The following is a 21,345-nucleotide window of genomic DNA, read 5'->3' as shown; positions in this document are numbered from 1 at the left end:
TGTTGGCGAATCAGATTCCGTAGTTCGCGCGGTAGCTTTCCACTGCCGGCAGATACTTCTTCAGTTCAGCATCACCTGCGAGATATTCCAGCACCTGCTCCAGGGAAACGATGCTCACCACCGGCATGCCGAAGTCACGCTCGACTTCCTGGATCGCCGAAAGCTCGCCCTTGCCGCGCTCCTGGCGGTTCAGCGCGATGAGCACGCCGGCGGCCTGGGCCTGCTGGCCCTGGATGATCTGCATGACTTCGCGGATGGCGGTACCGGCGGTGATCACGTCGTCGATGATCAGCACGCGGCCGGCCAGCGGCGCACCCACCAGGGTGCCGCCCTCGCCATGGTCCTTGGCTTCCTTGCGGTTGAAGCACCAGGGGATATCGATCGCGTGATGTTCGGCCAGCGCCACGGCCGTGGCCGCAGCCAGCGGGATGCCCTTGTAGGCGGGCCCGAAGAGCACATCGAAGGGAATGCCGCTGTCGACCACTGCCGCCGCATAGAAGCGGCCCAGCTGGGACAGCGCGAGCCCGCTGTTGAACAGGCCGGCATTGAAGAAATAAGGGCTGGTACGCCCGGATTTGAGAGTGAACTCACCGAAACGCAGCACACCGCGTTCGATGGCGAAGCGAATGAAATCGCGTTGATACGCCTGCATGTAAAAGCCCCGGACGGCACGGATTTAGCTAAATAGAAAGAGCTCGGGTATCATACACGCACGAGTTTTTGGGGGCCATTTATGCGGATCATCAGTGTGAACGTGAATGGTATTCATGCCGCAGCCGAACGAGGACTCCTCAGTTGGTTGCAAGCACAGAATGCCGACGTGATCTGCCTGCAAGACACCCGTGCCTCTGCCTTTGATCTGGACGACCCAGCCTTCCAACTGGACGGCTATTTCCTCTATGCCAGCGATGCTGAAGTGCCAAGCCAAGGCGGCGTGGCGCTTTATTCGCGTTTGCAACCCAAGGCAGTGATCTGGGGTCTCGGTTTCGAGACCTGTGATCGTTATGGGCGCTACCTGCAGGCGGATTTCGACAAAGTGAGTATCGCTACCCTGCTGCTGCCTTCGGGCCAGGGCGGCGATGAGAACCTGAACCACAAGTTCAAGTTCATGGACGACTTCACCCACTATCTGAACAAGCAGCGCCGCAAGCGCCGCGAGTACATCTATTGTGGTTCGCTTTACCTCGCCCATCAGAAGCTGGACGTGAAGAACTGGCGCGACTGCCAGCAGCTGCCCGGCTTCCTCGCGCCCGAACGCGCCTGGATGGACGAAGTGTTCGGCACCATGGGTTACGTGGACGCGCTGCGCGAAGTCAGCCGCGAAGGCGACCAGTACAGCTGGTGGCCCGACAGTGAACAGGCCGACATGCTCAACCTCGGCTGGCGTTTCGACTACCACATCCTCACGCCGGGCATGCGTCGCTCCGTGCGCAGCGCTCGCCTGCCGCGCCAACCGCGCTTCTCCCAGCACGCGCCGCTGATCGTCGACTACGACTGGCTGCTGAGCATCTGAGAAGTCGCACCCGTAAAAAAGCCGGCTGATGCCGGCTTTTTCGTTTCTCGCGCTCCTACTTCACCGGACGCCAGGTGAAGGGATAGCGATAGGCCTGGCCTTCGTTGGCCTTGATGCCACCGATGATGGTCAGCACCAGCGCAACCAGACCCACCAGGGGCAGCAGCACGAAACCGATCAGCACCAGCATCAGCAGCATGCACACCAGGCCGGCGAGGGTGACGGTGATCTGGAAGTTCAGCGCTTCCTTGCCCTGCTGGTCGATGAAGGGATCGACGTCCTTCTTCACCTGCCAGAGGATCAGCGGGCCCAGCAGGTTGCCGAAGGGCAGCACCACACCGAGGAAAGCGGCGAAATGGCAGAACATCGCCCATTGCCTAACTTCCTGGTTGGGCTGTGGAACTTGGGTTGGCTCATTCATGCGGGTTTCCTCGGGTGGGTGATCAGTCGACCAGCGCGGCGCGCTGCAGCTCGAACAGCTCGGTGACGCCTTTCTTGGCCAGGGCCAGCATGGCGTTCAGCTCTTCCGGCTGGAAGGGCGCGCCTTCGGCGGTGCCCTGTACCTCGATGAAACCGCCGGCATCGGTCATGACCACGTTCAGGTCGGTCTCGGCCGCGGAGTCTTCCAGGTAGTCGAGGTCCAGGACCGGCTCGCCCTGGTAGATGCCAACGGACACGGCGGCAACCATCTGCTTCAGCGGCTCGCCCTTCAGCGCGCCACGCTTCTTCAGGACCTTCAGCGCATCCATCAGGGCCACCATGGCACCCGTGATGGAGGCAGTGCGGGTGCCACCGTCGGCCTGGATCACATCGCAATCCAGGTAGATGGTGTTCTCGCCCAGCTTGCTCATGTCCAGCGCAGCGCGCAGCGAACGGCCGATCAGGCGCTGGATCTCCAGGGTGCGACCACCCTGCTTGCCACGGCTGGCCTCGCGCTGGTTACGCTCGCCGGTGGCGCGCGGCAGCATGCCGTACTCGGCGGTCAACCAACCCTGGCCCTGGCCCTTGAGGAAACGCGGGACACCGGATTCGACGCTGGCGGTGCAGATCACCTTGGTATCCCCGAATTCGACCAGCACCGAGCCTTCGGCATGCTTGGTGTAGTTGCGGGTGATGCGGATCGAACGCAGCTGGTCAGCCACTCGGCCACTGGGACGTTTCATCTGGGTATACCTGTCAGGGGGGAAAACTGCCGGGCATTATAGAGGGCTGCCGGCCACTGGGACATCGCCGCGTTGGGAGGGCCGCCGCTCTGGGCTACAATCGCCCTCTTCGAACCTGCCATCACCGAGAGGAAACCCCATGGTGCACAGCATGACCGCCTTTGCCCGCGTCGAGCAGGCCGGCACCCACGGCACCCTGAGCTGGGAACTGCGCTCGGTCAACCATCGCTACCTCGAACCCCACCTGCGCCTGCCCGAGTCCTTCCGCGACCTCGAAGGCGCGGTGCGCGAAGCCCTGCGCCAGGGCCTCTCCCGCGGCAAGGTGGAGTGCACCCTGCGCTTCGCCGAAGAGAACGCCGGCAAATCCCTGCAGGTCGATCGCGAACGCGCCGCCCAGTTGGTCGAAGCCGCCGAAGCCGTCGCCGCACTGGTCAAGCAGCCGGCACCGCTCAACCCCCTGGAAATCCTCGCCTGGCCCGGCGTGCTGGTGGCCGATGCGGCCGACCCGCAAGCACTGAATGCCGCCGCCCTGGAGGTCTTCGCCAAGGCCCTCGACGAACTGCGCAACGGCCGCGCCCGTGAAGGTGCCGACCTGGCTCGCCTGCTCAATGAGCGGCTCGACGGCATCCTCGAAGAGGTCGAAGCCCTGCGCAAGCTGGTGCCGCAGATGCTCACCACCCAGCGCCAGAAGATCCTCGACCGCTTCGGCGAGATGAAGGCCGAGCTGGACCCGCAACGCCTGGAACAGGAACTGGTGCTGCTGGCACAGAAAAGCGACGTCGCCGAGGAGCTGGATCGCCTCAGCACCCACGTCAGCGAAGTCCGTCGCGTACTCAAGGCCGGCGGTGCGGCGGGCCGTCGCCTGGACTTCCTGATGCAGGAACTCAATCGTGAAGCCAACACCCTGGGCTCCAAGGCCTTCGACTCGCGCTCCACCCAAGCAGCGGTCAACCTCAAGGTGTTGATCGAGCAGATGCGCGAACAAGTGCAGAACATCGAGTAAGAGACAGACAAATGAGCGTCACTCCCGGCACCCTCTACATCGTTTCCGCGCCCTCCGGCGCCGGCAAGACCAGCCTGGTCAAGGCCCTGATCGACGCTGAGCCGCAGATCCGCGTCTCGGTCTCCCACACCACCCGCGACATGCGCCCGGGCGAGGTGGACAGCGTCAACTACCACTTCGTCAGCCGCGAACAGTTCGTGCAGATGCTCGAGCACGGTGACTTCCTCGAGCACGCCGAGGTCTTCGGCAACCTCTACGGCACCTCCCAGCGCTGGCTGCAGAGGACCCTCGCCGAAGGTTTCGACCTGATCCTCGAGATCGACTGGCAGGGTGCCCAGCAGGTGCGCCACCTGATGCCCCAGGCCAAGTCCGTGTTCATCCTCCCGCCGAGCCAGGAAGCCTTGCGCCAGCGCCTGGACAACCGTGGCCAGGACAGCGCCGAGATCATCGACCGGCGCATGCGCGAGGCCGTCAGCGAGATGAGCCACTACGTCGAGTACGACTACCTGGTGATCAACGACGACTTCACCGTGGCCCTGGAAGACCTCAAGGCGATCTTCCGCGCCAACCGCCTGCAGCAGCCGCAGCAACAGCTGGCCCACGGCACGCTGCTGGCGCAGTTGCTGGACTGACCGCCTGGAAGCGCTGTTAAATCAGCGCTTCCATAAATGCTGGTGATTTTTTAGACTATTCAGTCCGCTCGCCCACTCGGGCAAAAGCTTCCGCATCCCAATCTAGTGCTACGAGGAACACCATGGCCCGCGTTACCGTTGAAGACTGCCTGGACAACGTCGATAACCGCTTCGAGCTGGTCATGCTCGCGACCAAGCGTTCCCGTCAGCTCGCTACCGGCGGCAAAGAGCCCCGCGTAGCCTGGGAAAACGACAAGCCCACCGTTGTGGCCCTGCGTGAAATCGCTGCCGGCCTGGTGGACTATGACGTGATCGCCCAGGACGACATCGTCGAAGACGAGCCGCTGTTCGCTGCATTCGATGACGAGGCCAACGAGGCCCTCTAAGTCCATGCCGGGTCGACGTCGTACGGCGCAGGGCCGCAGCAGCCGGGAAGGAGTAACGCCTTGCCGAGCATAGAGGCCTTCGCCGAACGCCTTTCGACCTACCTCGGCAACGACCAGGTCAACCTGGTCCGCCGAGCGTATTTCTACGCCGAGCAAGCCCATGACGGGCAGCGCCGCCGCAGCGGCGAGGCCTACGTCACCCACCCGCTCGCCGTCGCCAACATCCTCGCCGACATGCACATGGACCATCAGAGCCTGATGGCCGCGATGCTGCACGACGTGATCGAGGACACCGGCATCGCCAAGGAAGCGCTCACCGCGCAATTCGGCGACACAGTCGCGGAGCTGGTGGACGGGGTCAGCAAGCTGACCCAGATGAATTTCGAGACCAAGGCCGAGGCCCAGGCCGAGAACTTCCAGAAGATGGCCATGGCCATGGCGCGCGACATCCGCGTGATCCTGGTCAAGCTGGCCGACCGCCTGCACAACATGCGCACCCTGGAAGTGCTGTCCGGCGAGAAGCGCCGGCGCATCGCCAAGGAAACCCTCGAGATCTACGCCCCCATCGCCAACCGACTGGGCATGCACAGCATGCGCATCGAGTTCGAGGACCTGGGCTTCAAGGCGATGCACCCGATGCGCTCCGAGCGCATCCGCGCCGCGGTCCGCCGCGCCCGTGGCAACCGCAAGGAAATCGTCAACAAGATCGAGGAGTCGCTGACCCATTGCCTGGCCCGCGAAGGCATGGAAGGCGAAGTGATCGGCCGCGAGAAGCACCTCTACAGCATCTACAAGAAGATGCGCGGCAAGCGTCGAGCCTTCAACGAGATCATGGACGTCTACGCGTTCCGCATCATCGTCGACAAGGTCGATACCTGCTACCGCGTGCTCGGCGCCGTGCACAACCTGTACAAGCCGCTGCCCGGCCGCTTCAAGGACTACATCGCGATTCCCAAGGCCAACGGCTACCAGTCGTTGCACACCACGCTGTTCGGCATGCACGGCGTGCCCATCGAGATCCAGATCCGCACCCGCGAGATGGAAGAGATGGCCAACAACGGCATCGCCGCCCACTGGCTGTACAAGTCCGCCGAGGACGACCAGCCCAAGGGCACCCACGCCCGCGCCCGCCAGTGGGTGAAAGGCGTGCTGGAGCTGCAGCAACGTGCTGGCAACTCCCTGGAATTCATCGAGAGCGTGAAGATCGACCTGTTCCCGGACGAGGTCTACATCTTCACCCCCAAGGGCCGCATCATGGAGCTGCCCAAAGGCTCCACGGCCGTCGACTTCGCCTACGCGGTTCACACCGACGTCGGCAACACCTGCATCGCCTGCCGCATCAACCGTCGCCTGGCGCCGCTGTCCGAACCGCTGCAGAGCGGCGAAACGGTGGAGATCGTCACCGCCCCCGGCGCGCGCCCGAACCCGGCCTGGCTCAACTTCGTGGTCACCGGCAAGGCCCGCACCCACATCCGCCACGCCCTCAAGCTGCAGCGTCGCTCCGAGTCCATCAGCCTCGGCGAGCGCCTGCTGAACAAGGTGCTGGCCGGCTTCGAGAGCGGTCTCGACCGCATCGCTCCGGAACGGGTGCAGGCCGTGCTCGCCGAGTACCGCCTCGACGTCATCGAGGACCTGCTGGAAGACATCGGCCTGGGCAACCGCATGGCCTATGTGGTCGCCCGGCGCATGCTGGCCAGCGAAGGCGAGCAGCTGCCCAGCGCCGAAGGCCCGCTGGCCATCCGCGGCACCGAGGGCCTGGTGCTCAGCTACGCCAAGTGCTGCACGCCAATCCCCGGCGACCCCATCGTCGGCCACCTGTCCGCCGGCAAGGGCATGGTCGTGCACCTGGAAAGCTGCAAGAACATTGGCGACATACGCCATAACCCGGAGAAGTGCATCCAGCTCTCCTGGGCCAAGGACGTCGCAGGCGAATTCAACGTCGAACTGCGCGTCGAGCTGGAACACCAGCGCGGCCTGATCGCCCTGCTGGCCAGCAGCGTCAACGCCGCCGACGGCAACATCGAGAAGATCAGCATGGACGAGCGCGACGGCCGCATCAGCGTCGTCCAGCTGGTGGTCAGCGTGCACGACCGCGTGCACCTGGCCCGTGTGATCAAGAAGCTGCGTGCGCTGAAGGGGGTGATCCGCATCACCCGGGTGCGCGCGTAGCAGAACCCTCAGGACCAAGGAGTTCCGCATGAGCAAGACCGTGATCAACAGCGACAAGGCCCCTGCCGCCATCGGCACCTACTCCCAGGCGATCAAGGCCGGCAACACCGTCTACATGTCCGGGCAGATCCCCCTCGACCCCAAGACCATGGAACTGGTGGAAGGCTTCGAAGCCCAGACCGTTCAGGTCTTCGAGAACCTGAAGGCCGTGGCCGAAGCCGCAGGCGGCTCCTTCAAGGACATCGTCAAGCTCAACATCTTCCTCACCGACCTGTCGCACTTCGCCAAGGTCAACGAAGTGATGGGCCGCTACTTCGAACAGCCCTATCCCGCCCGTGCCGCCATCGGCGTCGCCGCCCTGCCGCGCGGCTCGCAGGTGGAAATGGACGCCATCCTGGTGATCGAATAACGATCACCCGTGCGGGGCTCCGGCCCCGCCGCTCCACCGTTTCATGAAGGAACCCGTCATGCGCTCGACCCTCGCCCTGCTGATCGCCGCAGCCGTACTCGCCGGCTGCTCCAGCGCCCCCACCGATCCCAGCGGCATCTGGATCAACCAGGCCGCCATCGATGAAGCGGCGAAGGAAGGCAAGCTGCGCGAATCCCTTCTCGCCTACGGCCCCAACCTGGAATGGCAGATCGACGCCAAGGCCGGCACCGCCAACTACAGCAACGGTTTCGAGCTGGGCGAAGGCCGCCTGGTCAGCCAGGGCAAGGCGAACTGGCGCGTCGACTTCTATGGCGATGAATTCCACGAACAACTCGGCCTCGACGGCAAGGAGCTGGTGCAGAAATCCAGCGAGAACCTGCCCGAGCAGCGCTTCGTCCACCCGGCCAAGCCCGCCGCAGCCGATGCCCCCGAAGGCAGCAGCTTCGAGTACGCCCTCTACGAGGCCTACCTCGGTGGAACCTGGAAGATTCTCGAAGGCATGGGCCAGGGTGGCCTGGTGCTGTTCCACCCCGACGGCAGCCTCGAAGGCCTGCCCGGCGCCGACCGCTTCGCCCTGTGTCTAGCCGGTGATTGTGCGGCCATGAGTGGCGAAAACGACAGCATCTGGCTGCAACTGGGCGCCCAGGGCAGCCCGTGGATCTTCGTCCACGACGGCAATCGCCTGGAGATCCTCGAAGCCGGCAACCGCGCACAGATCGACGAGATGCCCGAGTACGCCCCCGGCAAGCGCGCCTGGTTGCTGGAACGCCAGTAACCAGCCGACTCAGAAGGCGCTGGCCACCAGCCAGGCGCCCAGCGCCGCCAGCAAGGCCCCGCAGCCCCTGTCCAGCAGCGCCACCCGGCGTTGCAGCCACAGCCGCCAGCGCGAGTGCCCCAGCAGGCGCACCAACCCCATGTCCCAGCCCAGCACCACCAGGGTCATCCACAACATGGACAGCCCCAGCCCCCACGCGGGCATGGCCGAATTACGCAACACGCCGAACAGCCCTGCATAGAAGATCGGCAGCTTGGGATTCAGGCTGCTCGCCGCCAGCCCCTCCAGCAGCCCCTGCCGCCAGCAACCCTCGTGCCCGGCCTCGCCGCCTTCCGGCAATTGCAGGCGCCGGTGCGCCATCAGGGCCTGCCCGCCGAGCCAGAGAAAATAGGCGCCGCCCAGCAACTGCAGGGCTCGCCACAGCCAGCTGCCATCGGCCGGTAGAAAGCTCAACGCCAGCAGCACCAGCAGCATGCTCGCCAGATTGGCCAGGGCGATGCCCGCCGCACAGCCATCGGCATGGCGGAGGCCACGGGTCAGCGCCGCACGCAGCAGCAGGAAGAAATCCGGGCCCGGGGAAAGCAACGCGGCGAAATGGGTGCCGGCAACCAGCAGGAACAGGGCGAACATCGACGGGGCCTCCAGGGAACGAGGCGCCAGTGTCGTGGCCCGGTGGCGGCCCGGTCTTGGAGAAAACTCAGGTGCGCGCGGCGCGACGGAACTGCCCCGGCGTCACGCCGGTGAAACGCTTGAAGGTGCCGGAGAAATGCGCCTGGTCGTAAAAACCGAGGCCGAGCGCCACCTCCAGCGGTGACTGGTCACCCAGCAGCAGGCGCTTGGCTTCGCGCACCCGGCGTTGCAGCAGGTAGGTATGGGGCGGCACGCCATAGGCGCGGCGGAAGGCCTCGATCAGGTGGCGCGGGTGGCGCTGCACCAGGGCCGCCAGCTGCTCCAGGCTCACCGCCTCGGCATGGTGGGCCTCCAGATAGTCCCGCAGGAAGGCGGTCATGCCGCCATCCCGGCTTGCCGGCGCTGCCGCACGCAGCCCGCCATGGCGCACGAAGACCCGCTCCAGCAGCGCCAGCAGCTCGCTCTCCAGGGCCAATGGGTCATTGCGCCCGAACTCCTCGGCCAGGCGCGCCAGCCCCGCCGCCACGGCGCCATCGTCCCCTGGGTTGAGCGTGGTGAAACCGGTAGGCAGGCGCTTGCGCCCCAGCAACGCAGGCAACCGGGACTCTTCGATGTAGAGCATGCGGTAGACCAGGCGCTCGCTGATGGCGTGCCCGGTATGGGGCTCCTCGGGGTTCATCAGCGACAGCGTGCCAGCGGCCAGCGCATGGCGGGCACCCCGGCACTGATAGCCACCCACGCCCTCGAGAATGGCGCCGATGGCGAAGGCATCATGGCTGTGGCGGCCGAAGGGCTGCCCGGAAAAATCCGCATGGAACAGCTCCACCCCTGGCAGCCAAGGGCGGGCAAGCATGCGGTTGGCGTCCAGCCTCAGGCGCCTTTCAGCACGGCGGCATAGCCTTCGCGGTAGCTGGGGTAGAGCGGTTCCCAGCCGATGGCGCGGGCGCGGGCGTTGCTGCAACGCTTGCTGCCGGAGCGGCGCACGGTGGATTCCTCCGCCCACTCGGTGACGCCCAGGGTCTCGCGCAGCCAGCCCACCACTTCGTGCAGCGGTGCCGGTGCGTCGTCGACGCCCAGGTAGTCCTCGGCCAGTTCGACGCCACGGGCATCGGCCTGGAGCAGGAAGGCCAGCAGGCCGGCGGCGTCCTCGGCATGAATGCGGTTGGCGAACAGCGGTGGCTCGCTGACCACGCGGTAGCCCATGCGCACCTGCTTCAGCAGCCACTCGCGGCCGGGGCCGTAGATGCCGGTCAAGCGCACCACGGTCGCCGGAATGCCGCTCTCGCGGGCCAGGCGCTCAGCATCCAGCATGATGCGCCCGGAATAGCCCTCGGCCTCGGCCGGCGAGGTCTCGTCGACCCACTCGCCATCCTTCTGCGCGTACACGCCGCTGCTGGAAACGAAGAACAGGCGGCGCGGGCGCTGGCCGGACTGCTCCAGCCAGGCCAGCACATGGCGCAGGCCCTCGACGTAGGCGGAGCGGTAGCCGGCCTCATCGTGCTGGGTGGCGGCAGCGCAGTACACCAGGTAATCCAGCTGGCCCTCGGGCCAGGCGGCCGGGCACTCGGGCACCTCCAGGTCACCGGCCACCGGCAGCACGCCTGCAGGCAGCGCCGAGGCATTTCGTCGCAGCCCATGGACCGGCCAGCCAGCCTCGAGCATCCGCAGGGCGAGACGGCTGCCAACATCGCCGCAACCGGCGATCAGCAAGGAGGGAGAAGCGGACATAGGGGGCGTACTCCAGGGAAAAGTGCAGAGCATAGGGGCCGGCGGACCAATCGCCAAACCCCTGCCGCCCGGCCGAACAAAGGTAATAAAGTTACATTGTCACTTTTATAAACAAGAATTACTTGCAATAATGTTCGCCCTTTTGTCCGTGACCTCTCCATCGAATACGGACGAAACCGCAATTTTCTCGTCAGGTCCGGCCATGAAACCTATTGCATCCCTCGCCCAGCCCACCATCGTCTCCCGCTTTTCCCGCCCCGTTGCGGCACTGATGATCAGCCTGATGCTGCTCCCGGCTGGCGCGGCGTTCGCAGAGGAGCCGACCACTCCGGCACCGGCCGCTGCCGAAGCACAGGCCCCCGCTGCAACACCCGTCGCCGCGCCGGTGGCTGGCGAACCGGTTGCCGCCCCCGAGTCCGTCGGCCTGATCGCCCTGCGTGAGTCGATCGAAACCCTCGGCCCGCAGGCCACCCCGGAGCAGATCCGCGAAGCGACCCGCCAGAAGATGCAGGAACGTGGCGCCTCCCCCGAGGAAATCACCACCACCATGGACCGCCTCACCGAAGGCGAGAAGCTCGGCCAGGACCTGGCCGCCGCGCTGAGTGGCGGTGCCCTGGACGGCGCGCTGGCTGGCGAGGAAGCCGACAACGGCCTGGGCCACGACCTGTCGCCCTGGGGCATGTACCAGAACGCCGACATGGTGGTTAAGGGCGTGATGATCGGCCTGGCACTGGCCTCGATCCTCACCTGGACTGTCTGGGTCGCCAAGGGCATCGAACTGCTGGGCGCCAAGCGTCGCCTGCGCCAGGAGCTGGCCAACCTGAGGGCCGCCCGCAACCTGCCGGAAGCCGCCGAAAGCGCCAGCCGCGAAGGCAGCCTGTCGCGTGTCCTGGTGCACGACGCCCTGGAAGAAATGAAGCTTTCGGCCAATACCCGCGAGAAGGAAGGCATCAAGGAACGCGTCAGCTTCCGCCTGGAGCGCCTGGTCGCCGCCAGCGGCCGCCAGATGAGCCAAGGCACCGGCGTGCTTGCCACCATCGGCTCCACCGCACCCTTCGTCGGCCTGTTCGGCACCGTGTGGGGCATCATGAACAGCTTCATCGGCATCGCCAAATCCCAGACCACCAACCTCGCCGTGGTCGCCCCCGGTATCGCCGAGGCCCTGCTGGCCACCGCCATGGGCCTGGTCGCGGCCATCCCCGCGGTCGTCATCTACAACGTCTTCGCCCGCTCCATCGCCGGCTACAAGGCCCAGGTGGCCGACGCGTCCGCCCAGGTCCTGCTGCTGGTCAGCCGCGACCTCGACCACCTGCCTGCCGATCGCAGCCAGGCCCCGCACATGGTCAAGGTGAGCTGATCCGATGGGCCTGCATCTGAACGAAGGCGGTGACGATCTCCAGGAAACCCACGAGATCAACGTCACCCCATTCATCGACGTCATGCTGGTGCTGCTGATCATCTTCATGGTCGCAGCGCCCCTGGCCACCGTCGACATCAAGGTCGACCTGCCGGCCTCCACCGCCAAGCCCGCGCCCCGTCCGGACAAGCCGATCTACCTGAGCATCAAGGAAGACCAGAGCCTGTACCTGGACAACATCCAGGTCCCGCAGGAAAGACTGGGCGCCGAACTGGACAAGCTGACCAACGCCGACAAGGACAAGACCATCTTCGTCCGCGGCGACAAGTCGGTCGATTACGGCAAGCTGATGGAAGTGATGGACGCCATGCGTGGCGCCGGTTACCTGAAAATCGGCCTGGTGGGACTCGAGACGGTCGGGAAGTAAATGAGCGAGGTCAAACGCACCCTCTCGTGGTCCACCAGCTTCCTCGTGATACTGGGCATCCATGCCCTGGTGTTCTGGTGGGCGCTGTTCTGGCATGCCACCGTTGAGCCCATCGAACTGCCGCCGGCGGCGATGATGATCGAGCTGGAGCCGCTGCCCGCACCAGCCCCGATGCCCACTCCGCCGCCGCCCCCGCGCGTCGAGCCGGAGCCGGACCCGCTGCCCAAGCTGGCCGAGGCGCCCAAGCCGACCATCGCCATCGCACCCAAGCCGAAGCCCAAGCCGAAGCCGCCGAAACCCAAGCCCCCGGAGCCCAAGCCCGAGCAGAAGCCCCAGGAGCAGGAGTCGGTCAAGGAAACGGTCTCCGCGCCGACCACCGCCGCCCCCAGTGACGACAAGCCGGCCGCACCGCAGCAGAGCATGGCCAGCGCGCCCTCCCAGGCCAAGGAAACCTGGCAGAGCAAGCTGATGGCTCACCTGGCCCGCTTCAAGAAGTACCCGGAAGACGCCCGTCGCCGGAACTTCGAAGGCGTCAACCGCCTGCGCTTCACCGTGGATGGCGAAGGCAAGGTCACCGCCTACAGCATCACCGGCAAGTCGGGCAGCGCCTCCCTGGATCGCGCCACCCTGGAAATGATCCGCCGCGCCCAGCCGCTGCCGCCGCCACCGCCGGAGCTGCTGACCAACGGCGTGCTGGAAGTGACGGCGCCCTTCGTCTACTCGCTGGACCGCCGCCGCTGAGTGAATCCGCCCCCGCAAAGGGGGCGGCTGCTGTTGGTTCCATTGAGAGCAGCCGCTATGCTTGGGCCACTCCAATGGAATAAGACTATGACCCTCACCGAACTGCGCTACATCGTCACCCTCGCCCAGGAACAGCACTTCGGCCGTGCAGCGGAACGCTGCCACGTCAGCCAGCCGACCCTGTCGGTGGGTGTGAAGAAGCTCGAGGACGAGCTGGGCGTGCTGATCTTCGAGCGCAGCAAGAGCGCCGTGCGCCTGACCCCGGTCGGCGAGGGCATCGTCACCCAGGCACAAAAGGTCCTCGAACAGGCCCAGGGCATCCGCGAACTGGCCCAGGCCGGCAAGAACCAGCTCACCGCACCGCTCAAGGTCGGCGCCATCTACACCGTCGGCCCCTACCTGTTCCCGCACCTGATTCCCCAGCTGCACCGCGTCGCCCCACAGATGCCGCTGTACATCGAAGAAAACTTCACCCACGTGCTACGCGACAAGCTGCGCACCGGCGAGCTGGATGCCATCATCATCGCGCTGCCTTTCGCCGAAGCCGATGTACTGACCAAACCGCTCTACGACGAACCCTTCTACGTGCTGCTGCCGGCTAACCACCCCTGGACGGCGAAGAAGACCATCGACAGCGAGCTGCTCAACGACAAGAGCCTGCTGCTGCTCGGCGAAGGCCACTGCTTCCGCGACCAGGTGCTGGAAGCCTGTCCCACCCTGCGCAAGGGCGGCGAGGACAGCGCCAAGCACACGACGGTCGAATCCAGCTCCCTGGAAACCATCCGCCACATGGTCGCCTCCGGCCTCGGCGTATCGATCCTGCCGTTCTCCGCCGTCGACAGCCACCACTACGCCCCCGGCGTGATCGAGATCCGCCCGCTGACGCCGCCGGTGCCGTTCCGCACCGTCGCCATCGCCTGGCGCGCCAGCTTCCCGCGTCCGCGCGCCATCGAAGTGCTGGCCGACTCCATCCGCCTCTGCTCGGTCGCACGTCCGGAGCAGGCACAGGCCGAACCGCAACCGGCATGACCGAGCTCGCGCAAGTCCCCGTCACCGTGCTCAAGGGCGTCGGTGACGCCCTGGCGGAAAAGCTCGCCAAGGTCGGCCTGGAAAACCTTCAGGACATCCTCTTCCACCTCCCGCTGCGCTACCAGGACCGCACCCGCGTGGTGCCCATCGGCGCCCTGCGCCCGGGCCAGGACGCGGTGGTCGAAGGCACCGTCACCGGCGCCGACGTGGTCATGGGCAAGCGCCGCAGCCTGCTGGTACGCCTGCACGACGGCACCGGCGCGCTCAGCCTGCGCTTCTACCACTTCAGCAATGCGCAGAAGGAAGGCCTCAAGCGCGGCACCCAGCTGCGCTGCTACGGCGAAGCCCGCCCCGGCGCCTCGGGCCTGGAGATCTACCACCCCGAGTACCGCGCGCTGAATGGCGAGGAACCGGCCCCGGTGGAGCAGACCCTGACGCCCATCTACCCGACCACCGAAGGCCTGACCCAGCAGCGCCTGCGCCAGCTCAGCCAGCTGGCCCTGGCGCGCCTGGGGCCAGAGAGCCTACCGGACTGGCTGCCGGAGGAACTGGCCCGCGACTACCGCCTGGGCCCGCTGGACGAAGCCATCCGCTACCTGCACCGGCCGCCGCCGGACGCCGACCTCGACGAACTCGCCGAAGGCCAGCACTGGGCCCAGCACCGCCTCGCCTTCGAAGAGCTGCTCACCCACCAGCTCTCCCTGCAGCGCCTGCGGGAAACCCAGCGCGCCCAGCAGGCACCACAACTGCCGCCTGCGAAGAAGCTGCCGCAGCGCTACCTGGCGAATCTCGGCTTCACGCCCACCGGCGCCCAGCAACGGGTCGGCGCCGAAATCGCCTACGACCTCGCCCAGCCCGAGCCCATGCTGCGCCTGGTGCAGGGCGACGTCGGCGCCGGCAAGACGGTGGTCGCGGCCCTGGCCGCCCTGCAGGCCCTGGAGGCCGGCTACCAGGTCGCCCTGATGGCGCCCACCGAGATCCTCGCCGAGCAGCACTTCCTCAACTTCAGCAAGTGGCTGCAGCCGCTGGGCATCGAAGTCGCCTGGCTCGCCGGCAAGCTCAAGGGCAAGGCCCGCGCCGCCGCGCTGGAACAGATCGCCGCCGGCACCCCCATGGTGGTCGGCACCCACGCGCTGTTCCAGGACGAGGTGCAGTTCAAGCGCCTGGCCCTGGTGATCATCGACGAACAGCACCGCTTCGGCGTGCAGCAGCGCCTGGCCCTGCGCAAGAAGGGCATCGACGGCCGCCTCAGCCCGCACCAGCTGATCATGACCGCCACGCCCATCCCGCGAACGCTGGCCATGAGCGCCTACGCCGACCTCGACACCTCGATCCTCGACGAGCTGCCCCCCGGGCGTACGCCGGTGAACACCGTGCTGGTAGCCGACAACCGTCGCATCGAAGTGATCGAGCGCGTCCGCGCCGCCTGCCAGGAAGGCCGCCAGGCCTATTGGGTCTGCACCCTGATCGAAGAATCCGAAGAGCTCACCTGCCAGGCGGCGGAAACCACCTTCGAAGAGCTGTCTTCCGCCCTCGGCGAGCTGCGCGTGGGGCTGATCCACGGCCGCATGAAAGCACCGGAAAAAGCGGCAGTGATGAACGAGTTCAAGGAAGGCAAGCTGCAGCTGCTGGTCGCCACCACCGTCATCGAGGTGGGCGTCGACGTGCCCAACTCCAGCCTGATGATCATCGAGAACCCCGAGCGCCTCGGCCTCGCCCAGCTGCACCAGTTGCGCGGGCGTGTCGGGCGGGGCAGCGCCGCCAGCCACTGCGTGCTGCTCTACCACCCGCCGCTGTCACAGCTCGGACGCGAGCGACTGGGCATCATGCGGGAAACCAGCGATGGCTTCGTCATCGCCGAGAAGGACCTGGAACTGCGCGGCCCCGGCGAAATGCTCGGCACCCGGCAGACCGGGCTGCTGCAGTTCAAGGTTGCCGACCTGATGCGCGACGCCGACCTGCTGCCGGCGGTGCGCGACGCCGCGCAAGCCTTGATGGAACGCTGGCCGCAGCATGTGAGTCCGTTATTGGAGCGCTGGTTGCGACACGGCCAGCAATACGGTCAAGTGTGACGCAGCGCACACTGCGCTGGTCGCCTGACCCATCAGTCACCCAGGCCGCTCGTTATACTCCGGGCAGTCGTTTTTTCGCTGGATGCTACCCATGACCGAAGTCGCTCTCGCTCCAGATACAGAACCCCAAGCCCCGTCGGTGATCCTGCAATTGCTGGACAAGCTGGGCCTGCCCTACCAGATACGCCTCGAAGAGCCCTCCCTGGAGCCGGCCCGCCGCGTACAGGCAGTTCTGCTGGAAGACGCCGTCGGCACTCTGCTGGTGTTCTACCCGCGCAACCAGTTGCTGGACCTCAACCGCCTCGCCGAACTGACCGGGCGCAAGCTGGTGGCCGTGAAGCCGGAGCGCTTCGAGCGCATGCTCGGCAAGCACGACCTCAACACCCTGCCGGCCCTGCCGCCGCTGACCAGCTCGCCCTGCCTGTACGACGAGCGCCTGCTGCAGGAGCCGCTGCTGCTGATCGAGTCCGGGCACGCCGGCGTGTTGCTGGAACTGGCGGCCGAAGACTTCCGTCAGCTGCTCAGCAAGGCCAGCGCCGCCCGTTTCGGCGTGCCGCTGAGCAGCATCCGCCTCAACCTCGATCGCCCTGACGACGACCGCGCCGAAATCACCCAGGCGGTCCAGGCCTTCACCGCCCGCCGCATCCAGCAGCGCCTCGAGGAAACCATCGAGATTCCGCCGCTGCCGGAAACCGCGCAGAAGATCATCAAGCTGCGGGTCGATCCCAACGCCACCGTCGACGACATCACCGGCGTGGTCGAAACCGACCCGGCCCTGGCCGCCCAGGTGGTGAGCTGGGCCGCGTCGCCCTACTACGCGGCCCCCGGCAAGATCCGCTCGGTGGAAGACGCCATCGTCCGCGTGCTGGGCTTCGACCTGGTGATCAACCTGGCCCTCGGCCTGGCCCTGGGCAAGACCCTCAGCCTACCCCGCGAACAGCCGCAGCACGCCACGCCCTATTGGCACCAGGCGATCTACACCGCTGCAGTGATCGAAGGCCTGACCCGCGCCATTCCCCGCGCCCAGCGTCCCGAAGCCGGCCTGACCTACCTCGGCGGCCTGCTGCACAACTTCGGCTACCTGGTGCTGGCCCACGTCTTCCCGCCGCACTTCTCGCTGATCTGCCGCCACCTGGAGGTCAATCCGCACCTGGCCCACGGCTATGTCGAGCAGCACCTGCTGGGCATCACCCGCGAGCAGATCGGCAGCTGGCTAATGCGCTTCTGGGACATGCCCGAAGAACTGGCCACCAGCCTGCGCTTCCAGCACGACCCGCACTACGACGGCGACCATGCCGCCTACCCGAATCTGGTGTGCCTGGCGGTCAGCCTGCTGCGCTCCCGTGGCATCGGCACCGGCCCGGTGGAGGAAATCCCTGACGAGCTGTTCGAGCGCCTGGGCCTCTCCCGCGACAAGGCCGAGGAATCGGTGAGCAAGGTGCTGGAAGCCGAAGCCGCACTGCGCGAACTGGCTTCCCAGTTCACGCCCCACTGAGTGGCGTGAAGCGGTTGTAGAAAAGGGGCCTCGCGGCCCCTTTTTCATGGGTTCAGTTTCATGGCTGCACCCCGCAGCCCGTCCCGCACTACTTCAACAACGCCCGGCGCTTGGCGAAGACACCGGGAAAGGCCTCCAAGCTCAATGCCAGCAGCTGCTTGATCGCCGGGCGCTCGTAGAGCTCCGCGTAAGCCTGTACCTGGTCGCTGGGCATCTGCCGGTAGGCATAGAGCATGAAGGACTCCACCGCCTGCTCGCTGCTGGCGCGGATGCCTTCGGCCTGCTTGGCGGTCTGCTCGGCCAGGGCCTTCTCGCTGATCTTCTCGCCGCGCTGGCGCAGGGTCAGCATCGCCAGGGTCTTGCCCACCTCATAGCGCAGCAAGGACGCCAGGTCGGTGGTCCGTGCGGCCTTGTCGAGCCGGCGCACCAGACCCAGCCGATCGGCCCGGGGCGGCTTGTCGGCCAGTTGGGTGCGGTAGGCGGCCAGGCCTTCACCCACATCGCGCTCGGCGGCGGTGAAGCGCTGCGCCAGGGGGCTGTCGAGGGCCGCCTCCACCTGGGCGAGCTGCTCGGCACTCACCTTCGGCGCAATGGCGCTGGCGAGGTCACGGCACATGGCATCGGCTTCGAAGGCCTTGTTCAGCTGCTTCAGGTAACGCTCCGGCGCGCTGCGCTGCAACAGCGGCCCGCTCTGCTCGCAGAGCAGGCGCACACCGGCCAGTTCGAAGGCCTTGGTCAGATCATCGGGTTTCGGGGCCGCAAAGGCGGCGAGGCTGCCAAGCAGCAGCGGAAGAGCGAGAAGGGCGCGCATGGACTGGATTCCGTCAGGACGAGCGCCCTCGACAGAGAAGGGCGCACACGGATCAGCCTAGCGAAAGGGCCGCGCGCCGACCAGCAGCGCAGCGACCGAATGCGGATCAGGCAGCCTTTTTGGCGGCGGCTTTCTTCTTCGGCACCAGGTACTTGATCAGGCCCTGGAACCAGATCACCAGCGCAGGGTTGCCCTGGATCTGGATGTCCTTGTTCTGGATGCCCTGCATGAAGGCCAGCTGCTTGTTCTTGGCGTTCATGGTGGCGAAACCGTAGGCACCATCCTTGAAGCCGATGGCGAAGGCCGGAGCCTCGGCGGTGCCGCGCTTGCTGGTCACACGCTGGTCCTTGACGATGAAATACCGCGCGACCTTGCCGTCCAGGGTATGCAACTGGAACACCAGGTCCTTGCCGGCGAGCTGCTCCTGAAAAGCGGCGTTGTCACGGCTGGCCTTGGCCATCAGGCGGCCCAGCATCCAGAGGAGAAGACGGAATTTCATGCGCACGAGCCTCGGCTGAAAATGGAACGGCGGCGCATTGTAGCGGTTTGCGAGCGGGACTACAGCCAGACTTGGGATGGGTGAAAGGGCTGTCAGATCACGCCCGGAGCCTGGCGGCCCCGGGCGTCCATGGCCTCAGTTGACCGCGTCCTTCAGGGACTTGCCCGGCTTGAAGGCAACGGTGTTGCTGGCCTTGATCTTGACCGGTTGACCGGTCTGGGGGTTCTTGCCAGTGCGAGCACCGCGGTGGCGCTGCAGGAAGGTGCCGAAACCGACCAGGGTCACACTGTCCTTGCGGTTCAGCGCGCTGGTGATTTCTTCGAGAACGGCGTTGAGTACACGATTGGCCTGATCCTTGGTGAGATCGGCCTTTTCGGCGATGGCGGCGGCGAGTTCCGGTTTACGCATAGATGCCTCTTTGACGGTTTGTTGTTTTTGTGTCCGTGCTGTTCATCCAGAACAGCGCCCAAGGCGCCGCAACAGCTCTGCGCTGCGGCAGACCAGAGGGAGGATGGCATGCTGCAAAGGGCCGCGCCAGTGTTGTCCGACAGTTTTGGGCGCGAACCCGAGGGCTAATCCGACAGAAGGACGGCGATTCACGCCAGCAGGGGAGGCAGTTCCCGGTTCAGGGCCAGCTTCTCCTGCACCGCCGCGCCGGTCAGGGCGTAGCCCAGCAGGCGGCCGCCGGCATCGCGGCACAGCGCCTTGATGTCGGCGCCAGAGCCCTCCACGCTCCAGGCCCCCTCCGTACCACGGGGCGGCGGCGATACCACCAGGGGGCAGGCCGGGGTCTTCACCGTCACCGGCATCGGCCCGTAGCTCACCGCCGTGGCATTGCCCGCCAGGGTCTGCGCCAGGGCACGGGCACAGGCCATCAGCGGCATCACATAAAGCAGGTTGATGCCATCCACTTCGGCGCAATCGCCTAGGGCGTAGACGTTGGCGTGGGAGGTCTTCAGGTGGCGGTCCACCATCACCCCGCGATTCACATCCAGCCCGGCCGCGGCGGCAAGGGCGATGCGCGGGCGCAGGCCGACCGCCGAGATCACCAGATCACAGGCGATGCGGGTGCCATCGGACAGGTGCGCGTCCAGGCCGTCACCGGCGTGGTTGAGGCTGGCCAGCACCGGGCCCAGGTGGAAGCGCGTGCCCAGGCCTTCGAGGCCGGCCTGTACCGCCGCTGCGGCCGCCGGGTGCAGCAGGCCGGGCATGACCTGCTCGCAGGGGGCCACGAGCTCCACTTCGAAGCCACCCAGGGTCAGGTCGTTGGCGAACTCGCAACCGATCAGGCCGGCACCGAGGATCAGCACGCGCTTCTTGCCCGCCGCCGCCACGCGGAAGCGGGCGTAGTCTTCGAGGTCGTTGATCGGGAACACCGCGTCTTCGGCGTCGCCTTCCACCGGCACGCGGATCACCTCGGCGCCCCAGGCCAGCACCAGGTCGCGGTACTCCACCGCTTCCTCGCCTATCCACAGGCGACGGTGGCCCGCGTCGATGCCGGTGATGCGGGTGTGGGTGCGGATCTCGGCCTTCAGCTGGTCGGCCATGGCACCGGCTTCGGCCATGGCCAGGCCGTCGGCGTCCTTGTTCTTGCCGAAGCCGGTGGACAGCATCGGCTTGGAGTAGGAGCGGCCGTCGTCGGCGCTGATCAGCAACAGCGGGGTTTCGCTGTCCAGCTTGCGGAATTCCTTGGCCAGGTTGTAGCCGGCCAGACCGGTCCCGACTATCACCACGGGTGCACTCATCACTCACTCCTCAGCTGCAAAACGACACGACGGCCCACGGGCCGTCGCTGAATATCGGGGGTTGTCGCGGATCAGGCGATCTCGATCATCTCGAAGTCGACCTTGCCCACGCCGCAATCGGGGCAGACCCAGTCCGGCGGGATGTCTTCCCAGCGCGTGCCCGGGGCGATGCCCTCGTCCGGCAGGCCCTGGACCTCGTCGTAGATGAAGCCGCAAACCACGCATTGCCACTTGCGCATAAGCACCTCCGCCCGGCGGAAAAACCGTTGAGACCCTACTCCAATTGCGAACCCCTCGCCAAGGCTTGGCGCGGCCCGCCCGACGGAGGTTGGGCTCGGGTGGCGGTAAGAAAGGAGACACCATGGGCGTCGATGAATCCGAGGCTTCGCGGTGGGCAAGCAGGGCGAGGGCCTGGAGCGCTTCTTCAGCCACGCGGGCCGGAAGCAGGGGATACGGGCCCGCCACAGAACGTGGGGGCCCGGGAGGGATCAGCCGATTTCGATCATCTCGAAGTCCAGCTTGCCGACGCCACAGTCGGGGCACAGCCAGTCGGCCGGCACGTCTTCCCAACGGGTGCCCGGCGCGATGCCGTCATCCGGCCAGCCCTGGGATTCGTCATAGATCAGACCACAGACCACGCATTGCCACTTTTTCATTATCGTCCTCGGCGGAACTCACGGTTTGGCGCGCAACCTATACCAAACGCGGCACAGCGCCAAGACGCCGGGCGACGGGATGAA

25 protein-coding genes are annotated in these 21,345 nt (G+C 66.2%); 13 read left to right on the top strand and 12 right to left on the bottom strand.

The genetic code is table 11. The features are described 5' to 3' along the window. Window positions 1–10: 10 nt before the first annotated feature. Entirely contained in the window at window positions 11–652 is a 642-nt protein-coding gene (gene pyrE, locus ACXI0U_RS24510) for an orotate phosphoribosyltransferase (protein WP_021218920.1), read from the bottom strand. An 81-nt stretch (window positions 653–733) separates the two neighbouring features. Between pyrE and ACXI0U_RS24505 the strand changes: the two genes are divergently transcribed. Further along, entirely contained in the window at window positions 734–1,513 is a 780-nt protein-coding gene (locus ACXI0U_RS24505) for an exodeoxyribonuclease III (protein ID WP_031287526.1), read from the top strand. A gap of 55 nt (window positions 1,514–1,568) precedes the next feature. On the opposite strand, the gene ACXI0U_RS24500 is transcribed toward ACXI0U_RS24505, so the two are convergent. Together ACXI0U_RS24500 and rph are read right to left on the bottom strand one after the other, a co-directional pair. Beyond that, window positions 1,569–1,934 (bottom strand): DUF4870 domain-containing protein, encoded by a 366-nt coding sequence (locus tag ACXI0U_RS24500; protein ID WP_031287525.1) that lies wholly within the window; start codon window positions 1,932–1,934, stop codon window positions 1,569–1,571. 22 nt (window positions 1,935–1,956) lie between these two features. Further along, complete coding sequence (gene rph, locus ACXI0U_RS24495; RefSeq protein WP_021218917.1) at window positions 1,957–2,676, bottom strand: ribonuclease PH; 720 nt, start codon at window positions 2,674–2,676, stop codon at window positions 1,957–1,959. A gap of 139 nt (window positions 2,677–2,815) precedes the next feature. Between rph and ACXI0U_RS24490 the strand changes: the two genes are divergently transcribed. The 6 genes from ACXI0U_RS24490 to ACXI0U_RS24465 all read left to right on the top strand — a co-directional run bounded on the left by ACXI0U_RS24490 (window position 2,816) and on the right by ACXI0U_RS24465 (window position 8,071). Continuing rightward, on the top strand, window positions 2,816–3,679 hold the full coding sequence (locus ACXI0U_RS24490) for a YicC/YloC family endoribonuclease (RefSeq protein WP_043240974.1): 864 nt from the start codon (window positions 2,816–2,818) through the stop codon (window positions 3,677–3,679). Window positions 3,680–3,690: 11 nt separating this feature from the next. Beyond that, complete coding sequence (gene gmk, locus ACXI0U_RS24485; protein WP_316924175.1) at window positions 3,691–4,311, top strand: guanylate kinase; 621 nt, start codon at window positions 3,691–3,693, stop codon at window positions 4,309–4,311. A gap of 122 nt (window positions 4,312–4,433) precedes the next feature. Beyond that, complete coding sequence (gene rpoZ / locus ACXI0U_RS24480; RefSeq protein WP_021218914.1) at window positions 4,434–4,697, top strand: DNA-directed RNA polymerase subunit omega; 264 nt, start codon at window positions 4,434–4,436, stop codon at window positions 4,695–4,697. 60 nt (window positions 4,698–4,757) lie between these two features. After that, complete coding sequence (spoT, locus tag ACXI0U_RS24475; RefSeq protein WP_021218913.1) at window positions 4,758–6,866, top strand: bifunctional GTP diphosphokinase/guanosine-3',5'-bis pyrophosphate 3'-pyrophosphohydrolase; 2,109 nt, start codon at window positions 4,758–4,760, stop codon at window positions 6,864–6,866. 28 nt (window positions 6,867–6,894) lie between these two features. Beyond that, window positions 6,895–7,275: a RidA family protein gene (locus tag ACXI0U_RS24470; RefSeq protein WP_021218912.1), complete on the top strand. Its 381-nt coding sequence runs from the start codon at window positions 6,895–6,897 to the stop codon at window positions 7,273–7,275. A 58-nt stretch (window positions 7,276–7,333) separates the two neighbouring features. Continuing rightward, window positions 7,334–8,071, top strand: a complete 738-nt coding sequence (locus tag ACXI0U_RS24465) for a hypothetical protein (protein WP_265170206.1) — start codon at window positions 7,334–7,336, stop codon at window positions 8,069–8,071. Window positions 8,072–8,080: 9 nt separating this feature from the next. Here the strand turns inward: ACXI0U_RS24465 and ACXI0U_RS24460 are convergent, their stop codons facing one another. The 3 genes from ACXI0U_RS24460 to ACXI0U_RS24450 all read right to left on the bottom strand — a co-directional run bounded on the left by ACXI0U_RS24460 (window position 8,081) and on the right by ACXI0U_RS24450 (window position 10,429). Then, entirely contained in the window at window positions 8,081–8,701 is a 621-nt protein-coding gene (locus tag ACXI0U_RS24460) for a LysE family translocator (protein WP_021218910.1), read from the bottom strand. Window positions 8,702–8,768: 67 nt separating this feature from the next. Then, entirely contained in the window at window positions 8,769–9,569 is an 801-nt protein-coding gene (locus tag ACXI0U_RS24455) for a helix-turn-helix transcriptional regulator (RefSeq protein ID WP_031287550.1), read from the bottom strand. A 2-nt stretch (window positions 9,570–9,571) separates the two neighbouring features. Continuing rightward, window positions 9,572–10,429, bottom strand: a complete 858-nt coding sequence (locus tag ACXI0U_RS24450; protein ID WP_374979505.1) for an NAD-dependent epimerase/dehydratase family protein — start codon at window positions 10,427–10,429, stop codon at window positions 9,572–9,574. A gap of 202 nt (window positions 10,430–10,631) precedes the next feature. On the opposite strand from ACXI0U_RS24450, the gene exbB reads away from it, so the two are divergent. The 6 genes from exbB (at window position 10,632) to ACXI0U_RS24420 (ending at window position 17,550) form a co-directional block, all read left to right on the top strand. Then, on the top strand, window positions 10,632–11,786 hold the full coding sequence (exbB, locus tag ACXI0U_RS24445; protein ID WP_479550939.1) for a tonB-system energizer ExbB: 1,155 nt from the start codon (window positions 10,632–10,634) through the stop codon (window positions 11,784–11,786). Between the two features lie 4 nt (window positions 11,787–11,790). Further along, the gene (gene exbD, locus ACXI0U_RS24440; RefSeq protein ID WP_021218906.1) at window positions 11,791–12,213 is read left to right on the top strand and encodes a TonB system transport protein ExbD; all 423 of its coding nucleotides are present in this window, start codon (window positions 11,791–11,793) and stop codon (window positions 12,211–12,213) included. Then, window positions 12,214–12,954: an energy transducer TonB gene (locus tag ACXI0U_RS24435; protein ID WP_021218905.1), complete on the top strand. Its 741-nt coding sequence runs from the start codon at window positions 12,214–12,216 to the stop codon at window positions 12,952–12,954. Between the two features lie 87 nt (window positions 12,955–13,041). Beyond that, complete coding sequence (locus tag ACXI0U_RS24430; RefSeq protein ID WP_021218904.1) at window positions 13,042–13,983, top strand: hydrogen peroxide-inducible genes activator; 942 nt, start codon at window positions 13,042–13,044, stop codon at window positions 13,981–13,983. Then, entirely contained in the window at window positions 13,980–16,055 is a 2,076-nt protein-coding gene (recG, locus tag ACXI0U_RS24425) for an ATP-dependent DNA helicase RecG (protein WP_043240961.1), read from the top strand. Before ACXI0U_RS24430 ends, recG begins: the two co-directional genes overlap by 4 nt. Window positions 16,056–16,146: 91 nt before the next feature. Next, window positions 16,147–17,550 carry an aminoacyl-tRNA deacylase and HDOD domain-containing protein gene (locus ACXI0U_RS24420; protein WP_184488248.1) on the top strand — a complete coding sequence of 468 codons (1,404 nt, stop codon included), beginning with the start codon at window positions 16,147–16,149 and terminating at the stop codon, window positions 17,548–17,550. Window positions 17,551–17,638: 88 nt separating this feature from the next. On the opposite strand, the gene ACXI0U_RS24415 is transcribed toward ACXI0U_RS24420, so the two are convergent. The 6 genes from ACXI0U_RS24415 to ACXI0U_RS24390 form a co-directional block, all read right to left on the bottom strand. After that, entirely contained in the window at window positions 17,639–18,361 is a 723-nt protein-coding gene (locus ACXI0U_RS24415; RefSeq protein ID WP_479550938.1) for a hypothetical protein, read from the bottom strand. Window positions 18,362–18,467: 106 nt separating this feature from the next. Next, on the bottom strand, window positions 18,468–18,860 hold the full coding sequence (locus ACXI0U_RS24410) for a helicase (RefSeq protein WP_479550937.1): 393 nt from the start codon (window positions 18,858–18,860) through the stop codon (window positions 18,468–18,470). Window positions 18,861–18,995: 135 nt separating this feature from the next. Next, window positions 18,996–19,268 (bottom strand): HU family DNA-binding protein, encoded by a 273-nt coding sequence (locus ACXI0U_RS24405; RefSeq protein ID WP_021218870.1) that lies wholly within the window; start codon window positions 19,266–19,268, stop codon window positions 18,996–18,998. Between the two features lie 188 nt (window positions 19,269–19,456). Then, window positions 19,457–20,605 (bottom strand): NAD(P)/FAD-dependent oxidoreductase, encoded by a 1,149-nt coding sequence (locus ACXI0U_RS24400; protein ID WP_431483087.1) that lies wholly within the window; start codon window positions 20,603–20,605, stop codon window positions 19,457–19,459. 71 nt (window positions 20,606–20,676) lie between these two features. Next, window positions 20,677–20,844, bottom strand: a complete 168-nt coding sequence (locus ACXI0U_RS24395) for a rubredoxin (protein ID WP_431483086.1) — start codon at window positions 20,842–20,844, stop codon at window positions 20,677–20,679. A 249-nt stretch (window positions 20,845–21,093) separates the two neighbouring features. After that, the gene (locus tag ACXI0U_RS24390; RefSeq protein ID WP_021218867.1) at window positions 21,094–21,261 is read right to left on the bottom strand and encodes a rubredoxin; all 168 of its coding nucleotides are present in this window, start codon (window positions 21,259–21,261) and stop codon (window positions 21,094–21,096) included. Window positions 21,262–21,345: the final 84 nt, after the last annotated feature.

The sequence above is a fragment of the Pseudomonas sp. C9D1 genome, from assembly GCF_056491235.1.
Note: the sequence above shows the minus strand (reverse complement) of the source record. Positions and strands in the feature narration are given on the sequence as shown.

Bases quoted from the DNA above. Each gene is read 5' to 3' on its own strand.
- ACXI0U_RS24430 (WP_021218904.1), top strand. From the start codon at position 13,042: ATGACCCTCACCGAACTGCGCTACATCGTCACCCTCGCCCAGGAACAG.
- rph (WP_021218917.1), bottom strand. From the start codon at position 2,676: ATGAAACGTCCCAGTGGCCGAGTGGCTGACCAGCTGCGTTCGATCCGC.
- ACXI0U_RS24435 (WP_021218905.1), top strand. From the start codon at position 12,214: ATGAGCGAGGTCAAACGCACCCTCTCGTGGTCCACCAGCTTCCTCGTG.
- ACXI0U_RS24405 (WP_021218870.1), bottom strand. From the start codon at position 19,268: ATGCGTAAACCGGAACTCGCCGCCGCCATCGCCGAAAAGGCCGATCTC.
- recG (WP_043240961.1), top strand. From the start codon at position 13,980: ATGACCGAGCTCGCGCAAGTCCCCGTCACCGTGCTCAAGGGCGTCGGT.
- rpoZ (WP_021218914.1), top strand. From the start codon at position 4,434: ATGGCCCGCGTTACCGTTGAAGACTGCCTGGACAACGTCGATAACCGC.
- ACXI0U_RS24420 (WP_184488248.1), top strand. From the start codon at position 16,147: ATGACCGAAGTCGCTCTCGCTCCAGATACAGAACCCCAAGCCCCGTCG.
- ACXI0U_RS24390 (WP_021218867.1), bottom strand. From the start codon at position 21,261: ATGAAAAAGTGGCAATGCGTGGTCTGTGGTCTGATCTATGACGAATCC.
- ACXI0U_RS24410 (WP_479550937.1), bottom strand. From the start codon at position 18,860: ATGAAATTCCGTCTTCTCCTCTGGATGCTGGGCCGCCTGATGGCCAAG.
- ACXI0U_RS24465 (WP_265170206.1), top strand. From the start codon at position 7,334: ATGCGCTCGACCCTCGCCCTGCTGATCGCCGCAGCCGTACTCGCCGGC.
- pyrE (WP_021218920.1), bottom strand. From the start codon at position 652: ATGCAGGCGTATCAACGCGATTTCATTCGCTTCGCCATCGAACGCGGT.
- ACXI0U_RS24500 (WP_031287525.1), bottom strand. From the start codon at position 1,934: ATGAATGAGCCAACCCAAGTTCCACAGCCCAACCAGGAAGTTAGGCAA.
- ACXI0U_RS24460 (WP_021218910.1), bottom strand. From the start codon at position 8,701: ATGTTCGCCCTGTTCCTGCTGGTTGCCGGCACCCATTTCGCCGCGTTG.
- exbB (WP_479550939.1), top strand. From the start codon at position 10,632: ATGAAACCTATTGCATCCCTCGCCCAGCCCACCATCGTCTCCCGCTTT.
- ACXI0U_RS24395 (WP_431483086.1), bottom strand. From the start codon at position 20,844: ATGCGCAAGTGGCAATGCGTGGTTTGCGGCTTCATCTACGACGAGGTC.
- ACXI0U_RS24415 (WP_479550938.1), bottom strand. From the start codon at position 18,361: ATGCGCGCCCTTCTCGCTCTTCCGCTGCTGCTTGGCAGCCTCGCCGCC.
- ACXI0U_RS24490 (WP_043240974.1), top strand. From the start codon at position 2,816: ATGGTGCACAGCATGACCGCCTTTGCCCGCGTCGAGCAGGCCGGCACC.
- exbD (WP_021218906.1), top strand. From the start codon at position 11,791: ATGGGCCTGCATCTGAACGAAGGCGGTGACGATCTCCAGGAAACCCAC.
- ACXI0U_RS24470 (WP_021218912.1), top strand. From the start codon at position 6,895: ATGAGCAAGACCGTGATCAACAGCGACAAGGCCCCTGCCGCCATCGGC.
- ACXI0U_RS24400 (WP_431483087.1), bottom strand. From the start codon at position 20,605: ATGAGTGCACCCGTGGTGATAGTCGGGACCGGTCTGGCCGGCTACAAC.
- gmk (WP_316924175.1), top strand. From the start codon at position 3,691: ATGAGCGTCACTCCCGGCACCCTCTACATCGTTTCCGCGCCCTCCGGC.
- ACXI0U_RS24450 (WP_374979505.1), bottom strand. From the start codon at position 10,429: ATGTCCGCTTCTCCCTCCTTGCTGATCGCCGGTTGCGGCGATGTTGGC.
- ACXI0U_RS24505 (WP_031287526.1), top strand. From the start codon at position 734: ATGCGGATCATCAGTGTGAACGTGAATGGTATTCATGCCGCAGCCGAA.